Source organism: Streptomyces sp. NPDC059649, from assembly GCF_042734445.1.
Classification (GTDB): domain Bacteria; phylum Actinomycetota; class Actinomycetes; order Streptomycetales; family Streptomycetaceae; genus Streptomyces.
The window spans coordinates 94,356-110,918 of sequence record NZ_JBHWDV010000017.1; the positions used below are offsets into that span (position 1 = coordinate 94,356).

Consider the following 16,563-nt stretch of genomic DNA (forward strand, 5'->3'; position numbering starts at 1 on the left):
GGGCGGTCGCCGGCGCGGGACCCTTGCCGTGCTGCGGCGCATGGAACTCGACCTGCCCAGGTTCGCCGCCCTGTCCGTAGCCGAGCAGGAAGCGGTCTTCGGGCGGCGCCTGGCCAGCGGCGTCCCTTCTTCGGCGGCACCGCCGCCTCGGGCCCCTGACCAGTCGGCGGTACTTGTCGTGGTCGTAGCCGCGGGCGCCCAGCACCACGTCCGGGCGGCGCCGGGGCCTGCCTCGCTTGCCCCGCACCGGCGGAACCGCCCTGAAGCAGTGGGATGAGCTGGGTGACGTCGTTGCGGTTGCCGCCGTTCAAGGCAGCGGCGAGCGGGATACCCGTGGCATCCGTGATCAGATGCTGCTTGCTGCCCGTCCTGCCCCGGTCGACGGGGCTTCGTCCGGTCTTGGAGCCCCCTTTAACGCCCGGACGTGAGACCCTTCGACCGCCGCCTGGGAGAAGTCCAGGGCATTCGCTCTGCGGAGCCTGGCCAAGGGGAGCTCGTGCAGCCGGAGCCAGACCCCGGCCTCGGTCCACTCGGCCAGGCGGCACCAGCAGGTCATGCCCGAGCTGAAGCCGAGTTCCTGCGGCAGGTGCTCCCAGGCGATCCCAGTGTGCAGGACAACAGGATGCCCTGGAACACCGGTCTGTCCGGATGCCGCCTACGCCCGGGATGCCGAACCCGACGCTCCGCCTTCGGCAACCGCGGCTCGATCACCACCCACAGCTCGTCATCAACTTCCCACGGCTTAGGCCGCGCCACCCGCACCCCCAGATCACCAGGTCCGGAGCAATCCAACCACCTCGAAGATCATTTCGTTAGGAGTTCTAAGTCTGGCTGTGACGCACAGCTGGCGCCTCCCGGTGAGGAGAGCTACTGCCACGGGTGCCTTCGATACGAAGATGTGCTGGGGACACGTCATACTGATCGGTGTGGACCAGCAGCCTGAGCTCATCGGGGGCCGTGAAAAGCGTGTCATCCGCCTCGCCGAGTACGACCCCGATTGGCCATCCCGATTCGCCCGCGAGCGCATACGCATACTTGAGGCTCTCGGTTCCACGGCGCGCCGCGTTGATCACATTGGGTCCACGTCCGTTCCCGGACTCGCTGCCAAACCGATCATCGACATCGATGTGAGCGTGCCCGACGTGGAGGCCGAGGACGATTACCTCGGCGCGCTGCTCGCCGTCGGCTACGAGCTGCGAGTCCGACAGCCCGGCCACCGTATGGTGCGGGCCCCCGCTCTCGACGTCCACGTCCACATCTGCGGCGTCGGCAGTGACTGGGAGCGTCGCCACCTGCTCTTCCGCGAGTGGCTTCGCCGTGACGCCGGGGACCGGCAAGCGTACGCGGATCTCAAACGGCAACTCGCGCGACATGACTGGGAGGACATGAACGCCTACGCCGACGCCAAGAGCTGCCTGATCGGCCAGATCATGGCCCGAGCCGAGGAGTGGGCGCGCGCAGTCGACTGGGAGCCTTGTTCGGCGGAGTAAGGCCGGTGCGTTCAGGGCAGCTCCCCGTAACGGCGAAGGGGCCAGTCACGGCAGATCAATGCATCGTCCGGCATGCGTTGCGTACGGCTTAATGAGACGCTACCTTCCTGGCCCTCTACCTCACCGTCGAGCGCGGCTACTCCGCCCCGTACGCGGGCCTGGTCGGCGCGCTCTAGGTGAGTCCGAAGTATCGGGCGATTCGTATGGCCAGCGGTAGCGACGGGTCGTAGCGGTCCTGCTCGATGGCATTCACTGTCTGCCGAGACACTCCCAGCGCCGCACCCAGTGCTTGCTGGGAGAGCCCTGGCGCGGCGCGCAGGCGGCGAACCTCATTTCGCATGGGTGTAAAGTAAGCTTTACACCTCCAACTGTCAAAGGTGACTTGCGCGTTCAGATCACCGTCGTACTCTGAGGGCTGGCCGGCCACCTTCAAGGCAGCGACTGGGGCCGGCCGCATGCATGCCCTTGACGGGATGCGGGGCGCGGAGGTCGCTGGCTGTACGCCCCGTGCGCCCTGGCCACCGCAGGGGCAGCCACAATGACCGAGTCGGCAACTGAGCCGTGTTGCGCATAGCCCCCGGCGGGACCGGAATGCTTGGACGATCGCCGCGCTCCCAGCCTCGTGTGCCGGGCGACAGCAACTAGTGCAGCGACGCGTTGATCCTGCGAGGGTCTTGATCGCCCCAGCTGATGAGGCTGGGGCGATCGTGCGTCAGCCTTGGATCAGGACGGATTGGTAGTCGGTGAGGGCCTTGTTGGCCTCGGCCAGGTCGAACGCGGCGGGGTCGAACTGGCCGGCGGAGTCGAGGCCGAGCCACTCCAGACGTTCCTCGTGCTCTTCATGGTTCGGGTCGGCGAGGATCTCGACGAGGTAGCCGTATCCCCACACCCCGCCGCAGTCCTCGGGGGGACAGGCGCGACGCCCGGTCAGGCAGCGGGGGTAGGCGGTACCGGGCTGGGCCTCGCTGACGGCCTCCACGAGGATGTCGTGTTCCCAGTTGTCACCGAAATCGTAGGTGTAGCCAAGCCGGCCACCGATGATCGGGGCGACGTCACCCAGACGCTTCGAGGCGGCACTGCGGATGCTCAGCTCTCGGTCGGCGAGGCCGTACCGCTCCCGCCCGGCCTCGAAGGCCCACATGTGGTAGTCCTCCCAGCCGAAGGCCGCTTGGATGAGGTGGTGCAACCGCTGCAGGGGCGTGCTCGACGGCACCTCCAGCCGGCGCCAGATCGGGGGGCGGGAGCCGTGGAGAGTGACCTTGATCGTGTGGACGGCCGTCGCCGGCACGGCCCGGGCCTGGGAGATCGGCTTCGCGCGTCTGGTGTTCGCCATGGCGGCCATCCTGCCAGCCGTCGTGGTGCCGTAGAGCAGGTTGCCGCTCGCCGTACTCGTCCAGGCGACAATGATCGACACTGTCGAGTCCCGGGGTGGGGTCATGCCGGCGCGAAGCCCGTTCACGGTGGTCTGGGACACGGAACAGCGGGAGATGCTCCGGCAGTTGGCCCGCTCACGCACAGCTCCGCTGCGACGCATCCTGCGCGCCCGGGCTGCGCTGGCCGCCGCTGGCGGGCTGCCCACCGCGGCGATCGCCCGCGATCCGGGAGTACACGTTGCCACCGTCCGACGCTGGCGCAAGCGGTTTCACCACGAAGGCATCGCCGCGCTGGAGGACCGCAGCCGCCCGGGCCGGCCGCGCCGCTACGGTCCCGAAGTCCACCTGGCGGTCGTCGCCACGGTCACCTCCGCCAAGCCGTCCACCGACAGTCAGTGGACCCACAAGTCGGTCGCCAACTCCCTTGAACATTACGGAATATCCGCCCCCCAGGTCGGCAGGATTCTGGCCAGCCCGGATCTCAAGCCTCACCTGGTGAGGGGGTGGCTCACCCGTCCCGACGACCCGGACTTCCACAAGAAGGCCGCCGAGGTCTGCGCGCTCCATCTGCACCGGCCGGCGCGGTCGATCGTGCTCAGCATTGATGAGAAGACCGCTATCCAGGCGCGCTCCCGCCGCCCCCCACCCGTCCCGCACGGCCCTGCGATGTCGAACGCCGTGAGTTCGAATACCGTCGCCACGGCACGGCCTCGATCATCGCCGCCCTGGACGTGTACACCGGCCAGGTCCTCGTCGAAGACATCACCCGCAACAACTCCGCGGCCTTCATCCGCTTCCTCCGCCAGCTGGACCAGGCCATTGATGCCGGCTTGACCATCCACCTGGTCCTCGACAACGGCTCATCACACGTTGCCAAGGCAACTCGGACACCGCGCGCACGCGGGAGCTGCATGTGGAGACGGCGTCCGGGGCTTCGGTGCCGGTCTCTTTGGACGTGCTGGGACCCGACGAGCGCGAACGCCTGTTCCGTCGGGCTCCGACGGGGCTGGAGCCGCTCGCGGTGTGGCTCTCGCACGATGGCGTGCCGAAGAAGGTCGGTGGGTGGGAAAACACGTTCCGGGACGCCAACGAGCGCATCGCTGACCTTTGGGCCGACCTCTCGGCAGAGGAACTGACACCCGGACAGCGCGAGCGCCGCCGGTCCGAGTGCCCCGTGTGGGCTCGCGCCCATATGCTGCGCCACTCGTTCGCCCTGCGCTGGTACCTGGTGCTGTCCCGGGTGTGGCAGCCCCACCTCGACGGCTTCAGCGACGAGCAACTCAAGGACCTCCACGATCAGTTCGGCGACGTCTGGTATGCGCAGGTTCAGGCAGATGCCGAGGCTGTCGCTCCGGTATCGGCCCGCGACTGCTCGGCCAGCCGGTTCAACACCCACTCCGCGATCGCCAATGCTTGGCCAATTCCTCAGCGAGAGCGTCCAGTTCACTAGACGACCGGTAGCCGTCCGGCAGGCTTGCCTGTGTGGCTGGGCCGTTTCGTTGTCAGCAGTTCCGCAGCAGCGGTTCCGGGCCAGGTTCGGCCTCGCCTTCGCGGGCCTGGGCCGCCAACGCGTCGAACATCTCCTGGGTCGGCGGGGTGAAGACGTACTGGCTTCCGTGGACGCCGATGGCCTGGTTGTGCTCGACATAGGGGCGCAGAGCCTTGTCGTAGGCCGTGAAGGCGGCCGTGTAGTCGCCGTCAGCCGCGGCCAGTTCGGCCGCCAGGATGTACGCGCCGATCAGGGCCTGGGAGGTGCCGCGTCCGGATGTGGGGGCGGCGCAGAACGCGGCGTCGCCGACCAGGGCGACGCGACCGGCGGACCAGGTGTCCATCCGGATCTGGACCATGGCGTCGAAGTAGAGGTCTGCCGCATGGTCCAGCTTCTCCAGCAGCACCGGGGCCTGCCAGCCCAGGTGTGCGGCGCGGGCTTTGAGGACCTCTGCCTGGGCGCGCCGGTCGTGGCGGTCGACGGGCAGTAACTGGTCGGACTTGAACAGCAGGCCCGCTCGGGTGCGCTCGTTGTCCTTGACGGTGAACACGCTCAGTGCCGCGCTCCGGCCGTCGCCGGTGGCCATTCCCTCGTGGTCGAGTCCGAGGTGGTTGTCGGTCTCCCAGTAGGCGTAGTAGCAGCCGAGGTAGTGCGCGAACTCGGTTTCGGGGCCGAACGCCAGGCCGCGGACCGCCGAGTGCGCCCCATCGGCGCCGATCACCACGTCGAAGCGCTCCGGCGGGGCGTGCTCGAAGGTGACGTCGACGCCGTCGTCGTCCGGAACCAGTGCGGTGATCGAGTCGCCGAAGCGGTACTCGACCCCCGTCTCGGCGGCCCGGTGGTGCAGGATCGCGATCAGCTCGTCGATGAGCACCTCCAGCTCGCCCGAGTAGACGACGGCCGGTATCACGGCATACGGCTCGCCTGCGGCATCCACGACGGTGCAGTCGCCGATCCCGGTGTCCCGCTCGCGGACCCGGTCGAGGATGCCCATGCGCTCGAGAAAGGTCAGGGCCGGGCCGCGGAAGTCGACTGCCTGGCCGCCGCGCCGCAGCGTGGGGGAGCGCTCGACGACCGTGGGGGCGTACCCGTGCCGCTTGAGCCAGTACGCCACTGCGGAGCCCGCCACCCCGCCCCCGGAGACCAGCACCCTGGGCGGCTCGGGCCGCACCCCTGCGAACAGATCGTCCTCCGGAAGGGAGACCGGGACCCGGGAGTCGGCCAGGTGGTAGTCCTCGGTGGGCCACACCTCCCGCTCCACCGCGCGGTCGTGGAGCATGAAGTCGGCGTTCGGGTCGATCTGAGTGGCGTGGGCCAGCAACGCCCGGTCGCGGGTGGGGAAATGCTCCGCGCACGGCACCCGGGTGGTGAACTCCGCGGTCGCGTCGGTGCCTTCGTCACCGAACTCGGCGAGCACCTCCTCCATGCCGGAGGGAATTCCACGCGCGGTCATGCCGTCGTGCAGGGCCTTGAACCAGGCCCTGGACAGCGCCCCGTGGTAGTAGAGCTTGGACGGCTGCCAGGCCGGCCCCGCCTCCGGGAAGCGGTCACCGTCTCCCGCCGCCTGGTAGGCGGCGACGGCCACCTGGTGGGTGCGGATGTGGTCGGGATGCGGATAGCCCCCGGTCTGGTCGTAGGTGAGCAGCACATGGGGGCGGAACTCGCGGACCAGCGCGACCAGCGCCGCCGTCGACTCCTCCAGCGGAACCGCGGCGAAGCAGCCTTCGGGCAGCGGTTCCCCCTCGGGGGGCAGGCCGGAGTCGGTGAAACCCAGGAACTGCTGGCGGACGCCGAGGATTTCGCGGGCGGCGGTCATCTCCTCGCGGCGGATCCGGGCCAGGTCGGCCCGCACCTCGGGGCGGTCCATGGCGGGGTTGAGCACGGTACCGCGCTCACCGCCTGTGCAGGTGACCACCAGGACCTCGGCGCCCTCGGCGGCGTATTTGGCCAGCGTCGCCGCACCCTTGCTGGACTCGTCGTCGGGGTGGGCGTGGACGCTCATCAGGCGGAGCGTTTGTTCTCGGCTGACGCGCAGGTTCATGCGGCGTTCCTTTCGGTCCACTCCGCCAGGCGGTAGAGGAAGGTGTCGGTGGCGGCGGTCGGGCCGGCCAGCAGAGCCAGGTGGAAGACGTGCGGCAGGTCCTCGTAGAGGTCAAGCTCTGTAACCGTCCCTGCCGCCCGGGCGGCAGCGGCGAGGCGGCGGGCGTCATCGGCGAGGGCCTCGGCGCCGCCCGCAGCGATCAGCAGGGCTGGCAGCTTGGACAGGTCGCCGTGCAGGGGGGATTGGGGCGCGGCATCAGGCCGCGCCCCGGCCAGATACTGGGCGCAGACATGCTCCAGGCCCTCCCTGGTGACGGTGTCCCGCCCCCGGTTGTCCGTCAGGGAGGGGGAGGAAAGGGTCAGATCGGCGAGCGGAGAGACCAGCACGGCCGCGCCGGGCAGCGGCTCCCCAGCCGCCTTGAGGGTGAGGAGGGCGGAGAGCACCAGGGTGGCGCCGGCCGACTCACCGAAGTGGACGATGCGCCCGGCGGGCACCCCCTGGTCGACCAGTGCCCGGTGGGCGGCGGCGACGTCGTGCAGGGCCGCCGGGTAGGGGTGCTGCGGGGCGAGCCGGTAGTCGACGCCAAGGACGGGGCGGTTGGTGGCACGGGAGAGGTGGCGGGCCAGGGCCCTCTCCGCTTCCGGCTGCCGGCCGGAGAACCCGCCGCCGTGGACGTAGAGGAGCGCACCTGCCTCGCCGGGCGTCCGGCCGGAGGCGTCGGCCCAGCTACCGGACGGGATACCGGGGTCGGGGAACGCGGGCGCGAGGTCGGCGTCGGCGGGTGCTTCGGGGATGCCGTCGGCAAGTTGGGCGAGCCGCTCGCGGACGGCGGCGGACTGTTCCGGGGTGATGCGCAGGTTCACACGGTTCCCTTCTCCTGTCTCACTCGGACAGACATAAACTTAGGTCAGACCTATTCAGAGGTCAACTACAATAGTTGATTGGACCTAAGTTAAGCTGGCCGACATGGCAACCGGACTGCGCGAACTGAAGAAGCACCAGACCCGCCAGACCATCTCCGACACCGCGACGCGGCTGTTCCTGGAGCGCGGCTTCGAGGCGGTGACCATCGCCGAGATCGCCGCCGCGGCGCAGGTGGCCAAGATGACCGTCACCAACTACTTCCCGCGCAAGGAGGATCTGGCCCTCGACTTCCACGAGACCTTCCGCGGCAGCCTGGCCGCCGCACTGGGCTCCCGCAGGGAAGGCGAGTCCGCGCTCGCCGGGCTGCGCCGCGAGTATCTGGCGGCCGTCGACCGGCAGGACGCCCTCGCGGGCTTCTCCGGACCGGAGTTCGCCCGGATGATCACCGGCAGCCCCACTCTCGCCGCCCGCCTGCGCGAACTCCACCAGCAGCGCGAGGACGCCCTCGCCGAGGCCCTCGCCGCTGAGACCGGGGTACGCGCCGGCTCGCTCGCCCCCCGGGCCGCCGCAGCCCTACTCGCCGCGGCCCACCGGACTCTGTTCCACCACGCCCTGGACCTCACCATTGCGGGCCGCACGAACGGCCAGCTCGCAGACGCCCTACCCGAGGCGGCCGAGGAGGTCTTCGCGCTGCTGGAACCATCCCTCGCCGATTACGCGGTACGCGAGGCCGCCTGATCCGGTCCGTGTCCTCCACGACGGGCCATTCCGCGTGACCCCAGCGCGCTGCGCAGCGACGAGAATCGGCGACGCCCGACAGTGTTTCACGGGTGGTCGCTCGTGAAAGAGGCGATCACCTGGCTGTCCACCTGTGGAGATCACGTTTCATGAGTTGTTGCAAACGGCTGGATGCCTGAAACACCCTCATGAAACGCTCCGGGATCGTGAGCCAAGCGGCTCGTCATCACCACCGGCACGAAGAAGGGCCGGCACCCCTCATCCGCCACCGTCATGCGGATGCTGCGCGAACACGACGAGAAGGTGGCCACAGCGGCGAGCGCCGGATCAACGCGCTACTTTGCGGCTGGTGTCCGGGCTAGGACTCTGGGGGACACGCACTGGTCGACGCGCGCGGCAGTCCGCAGGCATTCCCTCCCCCCCCGGCGCCCGTCGGCGACCTGCGGCGTTGGCGAGTGCGCGGCAGGGCACGGGAGACCGTGAGCGGCGCGGTCACTTACGCGCCCATTCCCATTCTTCAGGGGTGAGGACAGGCAGTGGAACATCCGGCGCGTTTTCCGGGCGCGGAAAGATCCACCTCGGCCGCTGAAAATTGGCAAGTACCGCAAGAGCAGAGCATGAACTCAGCAGGAATACCACGAAAATGACCGCCCAGGAGATATGAGAGGAGACCAGCAGCGCGGCCATGCCCAACAAGGCCCCCGCGATTCCGATGGTGGTGGCCCACGCAATATTCCTGAAGTAGCGTTCGAGCAGCCATTTGTCTTGACGCTGAAATCTCCGGATATCTTCCATTTTCTCCGACTGCCATCTGGCTTCCGGCTCCCACTCCAGCCGCTCCCTGGGGCTGGAGGTGTAGCGCGTCGCCATGAGAATGAACAGCAGGGCACAGATCAAGAACGTGACGGCGACCCCGAAGCATGCAATGGCTATCTCACGCCACACCCCCTGGGGTTCGTTCGCCGCTACCACCGCATTGCTGAGCGAGAATCCCCCCAGAATCGCGATCGGCGTTCCCCCGACAGTCGAGATGGCACGGTCCGAGTTGAGCTCACGGGCCCACCTCCATACCCCGGGCCTTGGTTCCTGGCCATTCTGTGCACCTTCCGGCCGGGAGGGACGCTGCTCACCCGACATGTCTACCTCCTACCGCACGGGCATGGACCACCTGCTTGCCCAGGACGAAACGGTCTCCCGGCCAGCACCTTCCCCTTTATCAGCCTGCTCGCTCATGACCTCGGGTCTCTCCGGCTCGACACGGAATGCGAGAGCAGACTCGTAGTCAAGCTAACTTCCTGAAACCACCGCCGCGAGGGAAGTGGGGCCATCAGGGTGAAGGCCGCCGTCATGGGTGCCCAGCCGTCTCCGGGCGTGACGAGCACTCGGCAGAGCCGTGCCGGTCGTCCGACCTTCATCGTTGGCGGTCGCGACGGCAGCGAGGACGGAGAACCCGGGCCTCGGTCAGGGGCCGGCCAGGGGCAATGGCCCTCTCGTCTTTCCGTGTGGTGCCACCAGAGCATCCAAATGGCCCACTGCAGGGGCATCCAACAGGCGCAAGCCCGCGGTGGCGCCTAACTTCGCCAGGGGCGACAGCTCAAGCGACGTGGGCGGAGACGGAGACAGGACCGTGAGGAGACGGGACATGGCAGTGCCTCGCCCCGGCCGGCTCGCGACCGGGCCCACCACGGCCGTGGCGCGACCTGGTTCGCCACGGCCGTGCGCGACCTGGCCCGCTCTGCCGTCCGGCAGCGCGGTCACCGCTTCGCCGATCCCGTCGGGCCGCGGTGTAGGGAGCTTCGTCTCCGAGCCCGGCCCGCATCCGCGGCGGGTCACGCTGACGACGAGGCGTCCGGGCACGGCCCGCGGCACGACCTTCGTCGGCCCCATTGCGGTCGGCACCGCGGTGTACGGCCGGCTCGAAGAGCGACCTCGCCTTCGTCCCCCACCCGGGCTCCTCCTGGCACGCCGGGCGGGCCGGCTTCGAGACGGCGGCCCCGAGGGACGCCCCAGGGCCGTACGACCGGGTCAAGGCGTTGGACGAAGAAGGGCGTGTCCTCACGCCCTCCGACGTCATGAGCTCGTCCGGCTGAAAGAGGACCGATGACCGAGTCACGTCCCGATCCCGCCCGTCAGACCCATCTGGGAATGCGCCCCGGCGAACTGGACGGCAAGTGGTACGCGAAGTACTGGAACCCTGTGATGGCTCCGCTGCCGGAGCACATCAAGGAGGCGATCGGTCTCGGTCCGCAGGCGCCTCCGCTGTGTCTGCGCCTGGACGACGTGGGCACACTGGACGAGGCCGGATACCAGGAGCTGGAGAACGGATACAGCCTCTTCGACGACGGTTCCATGCACGTCGCCACGCTCACCTACATGCCGGGGGTCTCCCCCGAGATGGTGGACTGGTGGTTCTGGTGGCACGCCACGGAGACCCAGCGGTACAAGCTGTGGTATCCACGAGCCCACCTGTACGCGGAACGGCCCGGTGGTGCGGGGGAACAAAGCGCTCCCTATCGCGAGAGGTACGTCGACGGCACGTCGTTCGTGGACGAGTACGTCGGCAACGTACCCGGCCGTCTCGCCATTCGTTTCGTCCGTCCCAGCCGTCTGGGATTCGACGAGGACGGGCTCGATCCGCTGAAGGCGACCGCGGTCTGCGCGAGGGTCGGGTTCTCGGACGTCCCGCTCGACTGGGGCCATCTGGTCCACTACGTGCGGCGGGTGGACGGTGGCGCCGAGATGCGTTCGCGCTTCTGGATGGGCGGAGGCCACGTCGCCGCCCGCGGCGGAGCCTCCCCGACCGGTGAACTCGAAAAGGTCGCCGAAGGGGTGAGAAATCTCGGGGACGCGCAGGCCCGCGCCATGGTCGTGCACTGCGCGCAGGAAATGAACCACCTCGCCGTGTTCCTCCCTGACCTCTTCGACGAGTTCCCGCGCAGCGGCCCAGAGTGAACCAGTCCGACGTCTCACGGTCCGGGATTCGGGCGGCAGGTGATACCGATGCGATTCCGCGAAGGGAGCGGACATGGCGAACCACATCGAGGGCAGGGTGCTCCGGCGCCGTGACTACCGCTACGAGAGCCTGCGCAGGGAGGCTTGCTGGCACGCGGGGGTCCCCGACCGACACCCCGAGGTGATCGTGCTGGCGAACAACGAGGACGATGTCGTCGGAGCAGTGAAGCTGGCCAGGGAGGAGGGCCTGCGCATCGCGGTGCGTTCCGGGGGACACAGCTGGTCCGGTTCGCACCTGCGCGACGGCACGCTGCTGATCGACCTCTCCAATCTGCGCCATGTGTCCGTCGACCCCGAGGCGATGACCGGCACGGCGCAACCCGGAATCAAAGGGTCCGAACTCAGCTCAATGCTGGCGGAGAAGAACCTGTTCTTCCCCACGGGGCACTGCACGGGCGTCTCCATCGGCGGCTATCTGCTGCAAGGCGGATTCGCCTGGGCCGGGCGGGACTACGGACCGGCCTGTATGTCGGTCACCGGCATCGATGCCGTCACCGCCGACGGGGAGCGGATCCACGCGGACGAGACCCATCACGCCGACCTGCTCTGGGCCGCCCGAGGCGCCGGTCCCGGCTTCTTCGCCGTCGTCACCCGGTTCCACGTCAAGCTCTACCCGCGCAAGCGCATCACCATGAACAGCGGCTACTTCTGGCCCGCCTCGGCCGCGCGGGACGTCTACGCCTTCGTCCACGAGATCGGCCGTCGGACCCCTGCGGAGATCAACCTCATGTGCAACCGGGATCCGATGACGCACGACCAGCCGCTCATCTCCCTGAATGCCACCGCCTTCACCGATACCGAGGAGGAGGCCAGGGAGCAGCTGTCGGTCTTCGAGTCCTGCCCGGCACGCGCACAGGTGCTCACCACTCGGCTCAACCAAGTGACGGACACCGGCACCCTGAGCCGGCTCGGCACCGATCCGCACTACGACGAGACCAAGCGCTACCTGGCCGACAACATGTGGACCCACGCGTCCTTCGACGACCTGTGGCCCAACTTCCAGGCCATGCTGAGGACCTGGCCCCCGGCGCCCTCGCACATGGTGCTGTACAACTGGGGAGGGTACGAGGGACAGCCCGAACGTCCGCCGATGGCCTTCTCGGTGGAGGACGAGCTGTACTACGGGCTGTACGCGGCCTGGTCCGATCCGGCCGAGGACCGGAGGTACACGGACTGGGTGACCGAGCACATGCGTGCCTGGGAGCCGTACGCCACCGGTATCCAACTGGCCGACGAGAACCTGATCAACCGCCCCTACCGCTTCCTGACCGACGAGAACCTCCGACGCCTCGACGACCTCCGCACCACTTGGGATCCCGACAGGCTCTTCATCTCCTGGCTCGGCCGCCCCGAACCGGCCGCCAACGCCTCGGAGGACGCGCCGAAGTAACGACATCGAGGGAAGGCGGACGGAACCTGCCTTCGCGCTGCCCCTCCGGCGCACGCGCCGCTGGCGTAGGCGAAGGCGCCATGGCCGTCACCCTCGCCCACCGCTACCGGGCGGCGAACGGAGCAGCGCCACAGCCGAACCGCCGCTGAACTCCCCGGCCCCTGTTGTCGTGACCCATACGGCCGGTACGGCCACCAACGGCGCCTCGCCATCGGACAATTGATCCCATGGTCTTCTCAGCTCCCGTACGTCTGTAGCTGCTTCCCAACGCCGCACTGCTCGCCGCCATGGTCCTCTGGGGCATCGTCCGCTATCCGCACCTTCCCAGCCGGATTCCACAGCACATCGGAACGGATGAGGTGGATGCGTGGGCGGACTGGTCGATCGGCAGCGCGTTCGTGCTCGTGTTCGTGTACGTCGGGGTGACGGTGCTGCTGACCGCCTGCGCCGAGCTGACCCTGCGGGTGACCCCGCACGCCGAGCTGCCGAAGGAGGCCGCGCCGTTCGGCAACGGGCTGGTGAGGTCCTCGCTCAACCGTCCTCGCACCCGCGCCTCCGCCCTGCCCACCTTGGCACCGCGCGATGAGCGTCGCCCCCGAGAACTGTCCCTCGTCGACATCACTCAGTGAAGGCCTCGGTGACTTCCCCGCCACCGCTGTGCCTGGGGATGTCGGTGCAGTGACGCGAGACAAGAACGACCCGGGAACTCCTGACTCCCTCACGATGCGTACCGGTTCGGCGCGGCCGGCCAGGACCCGCAGCCGCGGAGATTTCGGTGCTGCGGCGACAGAGGGCCTCCGCGCCTCTAACCTGATGTCGACGCGACGGTTCACCGAGAGGCGGTCGAAGGTGGAGCCTGCGGCTCTGGGGATGGCGGCGCGGGTCGCCTCGACACTGATCAAGCCGCTCGTGGCGAAGCTGTTCGTGCGGGAGGAGAGCGGCGCCGACCTCGTGAGCAAGCCGATCCGTGTCTCCAAACTGGTCAGCTGGCGTGGCCAGAAGCGCACCCTGGACGAGCGAGACGTACGCAAGATCAGCGAGAAGCTGATCAGCCGGACCCTCGCCGCAAACCCGTACGAGCCGGCGGTGCACGACGGTGACCGGATAGCCGTGGTCGACGCGCTGACCAAGACCCTGCTCTCGCTCGGCGACCTGGAGATGGAGGACGTCCAGGCAGTCCACCTCGGGCACGTCGAGCTGGCGCGCAAGCTGTCGGCCGCGGCGGACGACTCGACGCGGAACATGAGCGCCGACGCAACGAACCTCTACCGTTCCCTGCTCGACGTCTGCTGCCTGCACATCCTGCAGTTCTTCACGCAGCGCTCGGCCTTCATCCCGGCCACGCTGATCACGCAGACCCGCATGATCGACGAGACCATGCGCCGCATGGAGGTGCTGACGGCGCGGCTTCCCCCGCCACGCAGCCAGGATGCCGATTTCGAGCAGCGCTACCTGGAGCACCTCGGGCTCAAGTACGGAAAGCTCGCCATCTTCGGGCTCGACCTCAGCGCTCCCGGTCAGGCCCGATGGCCGCTCGACACGGCCTATTTGAGCCTGGAACTCTCGGCGCAGAACCGCGACGGAGGTGTCTCGGCCACCCACCGGCTCCGGGTCGAAGGGGCCCTGACCGGGAAGCACCGTGTAGTGCTGCGGGGCCCCGCCGGTTCAGGCAAGACGACACTGGCCCAGTGGCTCGCCGTCAGCGCCGCGCAGAACGACTTCGACGACGAGCTCGCCTTCCTCCGCGGCCGTGTCCCGTTCATCCTCCCGCTCCGCAGCCTGGCGCAGGAGTCCACGCTCCCCACCGCTCACAAGTTCCTCGCCATGGCCGGCAGCATGCTGGACGGCGCGCAACCGGAGGGCTGGGCCGACCGGGTCCTGCACAGCGGGCGCGGCATCGTCCTCGTCGACGGCATCGACGAGATCTCGGAGTCGAAGAGGCTGCTGACCAAGCGGTGGCTCACGGAACTGACCGAGATCTACCCGCGCACGTTCTTCCTCGTGACCACGCGCCCCTCCGCGGTCCCGATCGGCTGGGCGGCGGACCTCGGGTTCGTCGAGTTCGACCTGCTGCCCCTCAACCAGCGCGACATCGACAAGTTCGTCAACCGGTGGCACGACGCGGCCCTGTCGACTCTCGAGGACGCCGAGGAGCGCACCGAGGTGGAGCAGTACCGGGCCGCCCTGCACGTCACCCTGCGCCGCAAGCCTGACCTGTACCAGCTCGCCACCAATCCCCTGATGTGCTCGGTGATCTGCGCTTTGCACCGCGACCGGCACTCGCAGCTGCCCGACGGGCGCATGGACCTGTACGCGGCCGCGCTGCGGATGCTCCTGGTCCGCCGCGACAAGGAGCGGGAGGTCATCGCGCCGGAGGGCTTGCAGCTGACCGAGGAGCAACAGGTCCAGCTCCTCCAGCGGCTCGCGTACTGGCTCATCCGCAACGGGCGCTCCGAGGCGACCCAGGCGCTGGCCGTTCGCATCATCCGGGAACGGCTGCCCTCCATGCCGCACGTCGTCCCGCTGGACGGCGCGCACCAGGTGTTCCGTCATCTGCTGCTGCGCAGCGGGCTGTTACGGGAACCCACGCCGGACACGGTCGACTTCATCCACAGGACCTTTCAGGACTACCTTGGCGCGAAGGCGGCCGTCGAGACCTCGGACCTGGATCTGCTCGCCAAGAACGCCGGCGACGACCAGTGGGAGGACGTCATCCGCATGGCCGTCGGCCACGCCCGCGAACGCGAGCGCGCCGAACTGCTCCGCAAACTGGTGGCAATCGGCGACCAGCGTCCCTCCCAGCGGCGCCGCTATCACCTCCTGGCCGCGGCGAGCCTGGAGAACGCCACGACGCTCGACCCGGCGGTCAGGGCGGAGGTGATCAGCCGCGCCGCCTTCCTCATCCCTCCGGCCACCCGCGAGGAGGCGGAGAACCTGGCGCAGGCGGGCGCGGTGGTCCTCGACGTGCTGTCGGGGCCGGCCGACATGACGGAGGAGCAGGCCGTTGCGAGCGTGCGCACGATCGGGCTGATCGGGGGCCCGGCCGCCCTGCAGCGGATGCAGGCGTACAAGGACGCGCCCCAGCGCGGTATCCGGCAGGAGGTCGTCAACGCGTGGCCGCGGTTCGACACGGTCGAGTTCACCGAGTCCATCCTGGCCAGCTGCCGCTGCGACGACATCGAGATCCCGGTGACGAACGCGGAGCAGGTGGCGTGTCTGCGCCAGCTCCCCGAGGCGCCGAACCTGTCGCTCCCCCAGCCGTCGCTGATCCACGAGCTCTCCGCCGTCCTCGACCGGGACTCCGTGGTGTCCCTCGCGCTGGGCACGGCCGACCACCGCACATCGGAGCTTCCCGCCCTCGGCGGTCTGACCGGACTGCGACGCCTGCACGTACACAATCCGACGTCCACGCTGTCCCTGAAACCACTCGCCGACAGCGGCATCCGGGAACTCGTGCTCGACTGCGTACCAGTCGGCCTGGACCTCTCCGCGCTCCAGGCCATTCCGCTGCTGACCACGCTGAGCCTCGGCTTCGCCGACCGCGTCGCCCTCCCGGAGGTCGCGCTGCCCTCGATCACGTCCCTGCGGCTCAAGGGGGTGGCGGAAACGGCAACGTTGCCCGACTTCGCCGCCCTCTTCCCCGGACTCACCCGGCTGCACCTGAATCTGCACCGCAGGCCGCGCCGGGCGCCCCTCGACGTGTCCCGGGTGCGGGGCATCAACTCCGTCACCGTCCGCGTCCGGAACACGACGAAGGTCATCGGCCTCGACGGGCTCGACCCGGGGCGGGTGTCGGTCACCGTGGAGGGCCGCCGCACGGGCGGTCTCCTCACATCGTTCCGCGACCAGCGCCCCTGACCCGGGCGGCCGCCGGGAAACAACGCACCGCGCACACTGCGGCTGGCCCGTCCACCGGCCCGCAGGTGTGAAGGGCCCGGGAAATCCTGTGCGCGCGGCGCGGTCGTGCCGGATCCGTGGTGCAGTGGTCCGGGGTCCGTATCGGCCGCGGTCCACTCAGGTGCTGAAGGCCCAGCAGGCGCTGGTGCGGGTGGTGGAGCAGGCCCGGAGCCTGCGGCCCGGCGTGGGGCCGTGGCTGCGACCGGCGGTGCTCGCGCTGATGAACTGGATCATTGATGCCGCGTGCCCAGCCGGCTGCCTGTGGGCGC

Annotated in this window: 14 protein-coding genes and 2 pseudogenes; 10 read left to right on the top strand and 6 right to left on the bottom strand. The window is 69.0% G+C overall.

Annotated elements, in window-relative coordinates; genetic code table 11:
• Positions 1-40 precede the first annotated feature (40 nt).
• A pseudogene (locus tag ACFV1J_RS20085) lies at positions 41-88 on the top strand (hypothetical protein); the annotation flags it as partial.
• 66 nt (positions 89-154) lie between these two features.
• On the opposite strand, the pseudogene ACFV1J_RS20090 reads toward ACFV1J_RS20085, so the two are convergent.
• Positions 155-756 (bottom strand): annotated as a pseudogene (locus ACFV1J_RS20090) (IS5 family transposase); the annotation flags it as partial.
• Positions 757-926: 170 nt separating this feature from the next.
• Here ACFV1J_RS20090 and ACFV1J_RS20095 point away from each other — a divergent pair.
• Complete coding sequence (locus tag ACFV1J_RS20095) at positions 927-1,490, top strand: GrpB family protein (protein ID WP_385859927.1); 564 nt, start codon at positions 927-929, stop codon at positions 1,488-1,490.
• Positions 1,491-1,662: 172 nt separating this feature from the next.
• On the opposite strand, the gene ACFV1J_RS20100 is transcribed toward ACFV1J_RS20095, so the two are convergent.
• On the bottom strand, positions 1,663-1,947 hold the full coding sequence (locus tag ACFV1J_RS20100) for a helix-turn-helix transcriptional regulator (protein ID WP_385859929.1): 285 nt from the start codon (positions 1,945-1,947) through the stop codon (positions 1,663-1,665).
• A gap of 255 nt (positions 1,948-2,202) precedes the next feature.
• Entirely contained in the window at positions 2,203-2,823 is a 621-nt protein-coding gene (locus ACFV1J_RS20105) for a plasmid pRiA4b ORF-3 family protein (RefSeq protein WP_385859931.1), read from the bottom strand.
• Positions 2,824-2,926: 103 nt separating this feature from the next.
• On the opposite strand from ACFV1J_RS20105, the gene ACFV1J_RS20110 reads away from it, so the two are divergent.
• Genes ACFV1J_RS20110 through ACFV1J_RS20120 form a run of 3 tightly spaced genes read left to right on the top strand, consistent with a single transcriptional unit; the run spans position 2,927 to position 4,313 of the window.
• Complete coding sequence (locus ACFV1J_RS20110; protein ID WP_385859933.1) at positions 2,927-3,697, top strand: helix-turn-helix domain-containing protein; 771 nt, start codon at positions 2,927-2,929, stop codon at positions 3,695-3,697.
• Complete coding sequence (locus tag ACFV1J_RS20115; protein ID WP_385859935.1) at positions 3,595-3,999, top strand: hypothetical protein; 405 nt, start codon at positions 3,595-3,597, stop codon at positions 3,997-3,999. Before ACFV1J_RS20110 ends, ACFV1J_RS20115 begins: the two co-directional genes overlap by 103 nt.
• A gap of 56 nt (positions 4,000-4,055) precedes the next feature.
• Positions 4,056-4,313 carry a hypothetical protein gene (locus ACFV1J_RS20120; protein WP_385859937.1) on the top strand — a complete coding sequence of 86 codons (258 nt, stop codon included), beginning with the start codon at positions 4,056-4,058 and terminating at the stop codon, positions 4,311-4,313.
• Positions 4,314-4,365: 52 nt separating this feature from the next.
• On the opposite strand, the gene mca is transcribed toward ACFV1J_RS20120, so the two are convergent.
• Together mca and ACFV1J_RS20130 are read right to left on the bottom strand one after the other, a co-directional pair.
• Positions 4,366-6,393 (bottom strand): mycothiol conjugate amidase Mca, encoded by a 2,028-nt coding sequence (gene mca, locus ACFV1J_RS20125; RefSeq protein ID WP_385859939.1) that lies wholly within the window; start codon positions 6,391-6,393, stop codon positions 4,366-4,368.
• On the bottom strand, positions 6,390-7,256 hold the full coding sequence (locus ACFV1J_RS20130) for an alpha/beta hydrolase fold domain-containing protein (protein ID WP_385859941.1): 867 nt from the start codon (positions 7,254-7,256) through the stop codon (positions 6,390-6,392). Before ACFV1J_RS20130 ends, mca begins: the two co-directional genes overlap by 4 nt.
• Positions 7,257-7,359: 103 nt before the next feature.
• Between ACFV1J_RS20130 and ACFV1J_RS20135 the strand changes: the two genes are divergently transcribed.
• A complete protein-coding gene (locus ACFV1J_RS20135) occupies positions 7,360-7,995 on the top strand; it encodes a TetR family transcriptional regulator (protein ID WP_385859944.1) in 636 nt (211 codons plus the stop codon).
• 492 nt (positions 7,996-8,487) lie between these two features.
• Here the strand turns inward: ACFV1J_RS20135 and ACFV1J_RS20140 are convergent, their stop codons facing one another.
• Positions 8,488-9,132 (bottom strand): hypothetical protein, encoded by a 645-nt coding sequence (locus tag ACFV1J_RS20140; protein ID WP_385859946.1) that lies wholly within the window; start codon positions 9,130-9,132, stop codon positions 8,488-8,490.
• Between the two features lie 963 nt (positions 9,133-10,095).
• Between ACFV1J_RS20140 and ACFV1J_RS20145 the strand changes: the two genes are divergently transcribed.
• The 4 genes from ACFV1J_RS20145 to ACFV1J_RS20160 all read left to right on the top strand — a co-directional run bounded on the left by ACFV1J_RS20145 (position 10,096) and on the right by ACFV1J_RS20160 (position 16,255).
• Positions 10,096-10,947 carry a DAPG hydrolase family protein gene (locus ACFV1J_RS20145; RefSeq protein WP_385859948.1) on the top strand — a complete coding sequence of 284 codons (852 nt, stop codon included), beginning with the start codon at positions 10,096-10,098 and terminating at the stop codon, positions 10,945-10,947.
• A 73-nt stretch (positions 10,948-11,020) separates the two neighbouring features.
• On the top strand, positions 11,021-12,397 hold the full coding sequence (locus tag ACFV1J_RS20150) for an FAD-binding oxidoreductase (protein ID WP_385859950.1): 1,377 nt from the start codon (positions 11,021-11,023) through the stop codon (positions 12,395-12,397).
• A gap of 287 nt (positions 12,398-12,684) precedes the next feature.
• On the top strand, positions 12,685-13,026 hold the full coding sequence (locus tag ACFV1J_RS20155) for a hypothetical protein (protein ID WP_385859952.1): 342 nt from the start codon (positions 12,685-12,687) through the stop codon (positions 13,024-13,026).
• Positions 13,027-13,246: 220 nt separating this feature from the next.
• Complete coding sequence (locus ACFV1J_RS20160; RefSeq protein WP_385859953.1) at positions 13,247-16,255, top strand: NACHT domain-containing protein; 3,009 nt, start codon at positions 13,247-13,249, stop codon at positions 16,253-16,255.
• The last annotated feature ends 308 nt before the right edge of the window (positions 16,256-16,563 follow it).

Excerpts from the sequence above, each read along its gene's own strand:
- ACFV1J_RS20100 (WP_385859929.1), bottom strand. The coding sequence starts at position 1,947 with ATGCGGCCGGCCCCAGTCGCTGCCTTGAAGGTGGCCGGCCAGCCCTCA.
- ACFV1J_RS20105 (WP_385859931.1), bottom strand. The coding sequence starts at position 2,823 with ATGGCGAACACCAGACGCGCGAAGCCGATCTCCCAGGCCCGGGCCGTG.
- ACFV1J_RS20110 (WP_385859933.1), top strand. The coding sequence starts at position 2,927 with ATGCCGGCGCGAAGCCCGTTCACGGTGGTCTGGGACACGGAACAGCGG.
- ACFV1J_RS20120 (WP_385859937.1), top strand. The coding sequence starts at position 4,056 with ATGCTGCGCCACTCGTTCGCCCTGCGCTGGTACCTGGTGCTGTCCCGG.
- mca (WP_385859939.1), bottom strand. The coding sequence starts at position 6,393 with ATGAACCTGCGCGTCAGCCGAGAACAAACGCTCCGCCTGATGAGCGTC.
- ACFV1J_RS20135 (WP_385859944.1), top strand. The coding sequence starts at position 7,360 with ATGGCAACCGGACTGCGCGAACTGAAGAAGCACCAGACCCGCCAGACC.
- ACFV1J_RS20140 (WP_385859946.1), bottom strand. The coding sequence starts at position 9,132 with ATGTCGGGTGAGCAGCGTCCCTCCCGGCCGGAAGGTGCACAGAATGGC.
- ACFV1J_RS20145 (WP_385859948.1), top strand. The coding sequence starts at position 10,096 with ATGACCGAGTCACGTCCCGATCCCGCCCGTCAGACCCATCTGGGAATG.
- ACFV1J_RS20150 (WP_385859950.1), top strand. The coding sequence starts at position 11,021 with ATGGCGAACCACATCGAGGGCAGGGTGCTCCGGCGCCGTGACTACCGC.
- ACFV1J_RS20155 (WP_385859952.1), top strand. The coding sequence starts at position 12,685 with ATGGTCCTCTGGGGCATCGTCCGCTATCCGCACCTTCCCAGCCGGATT.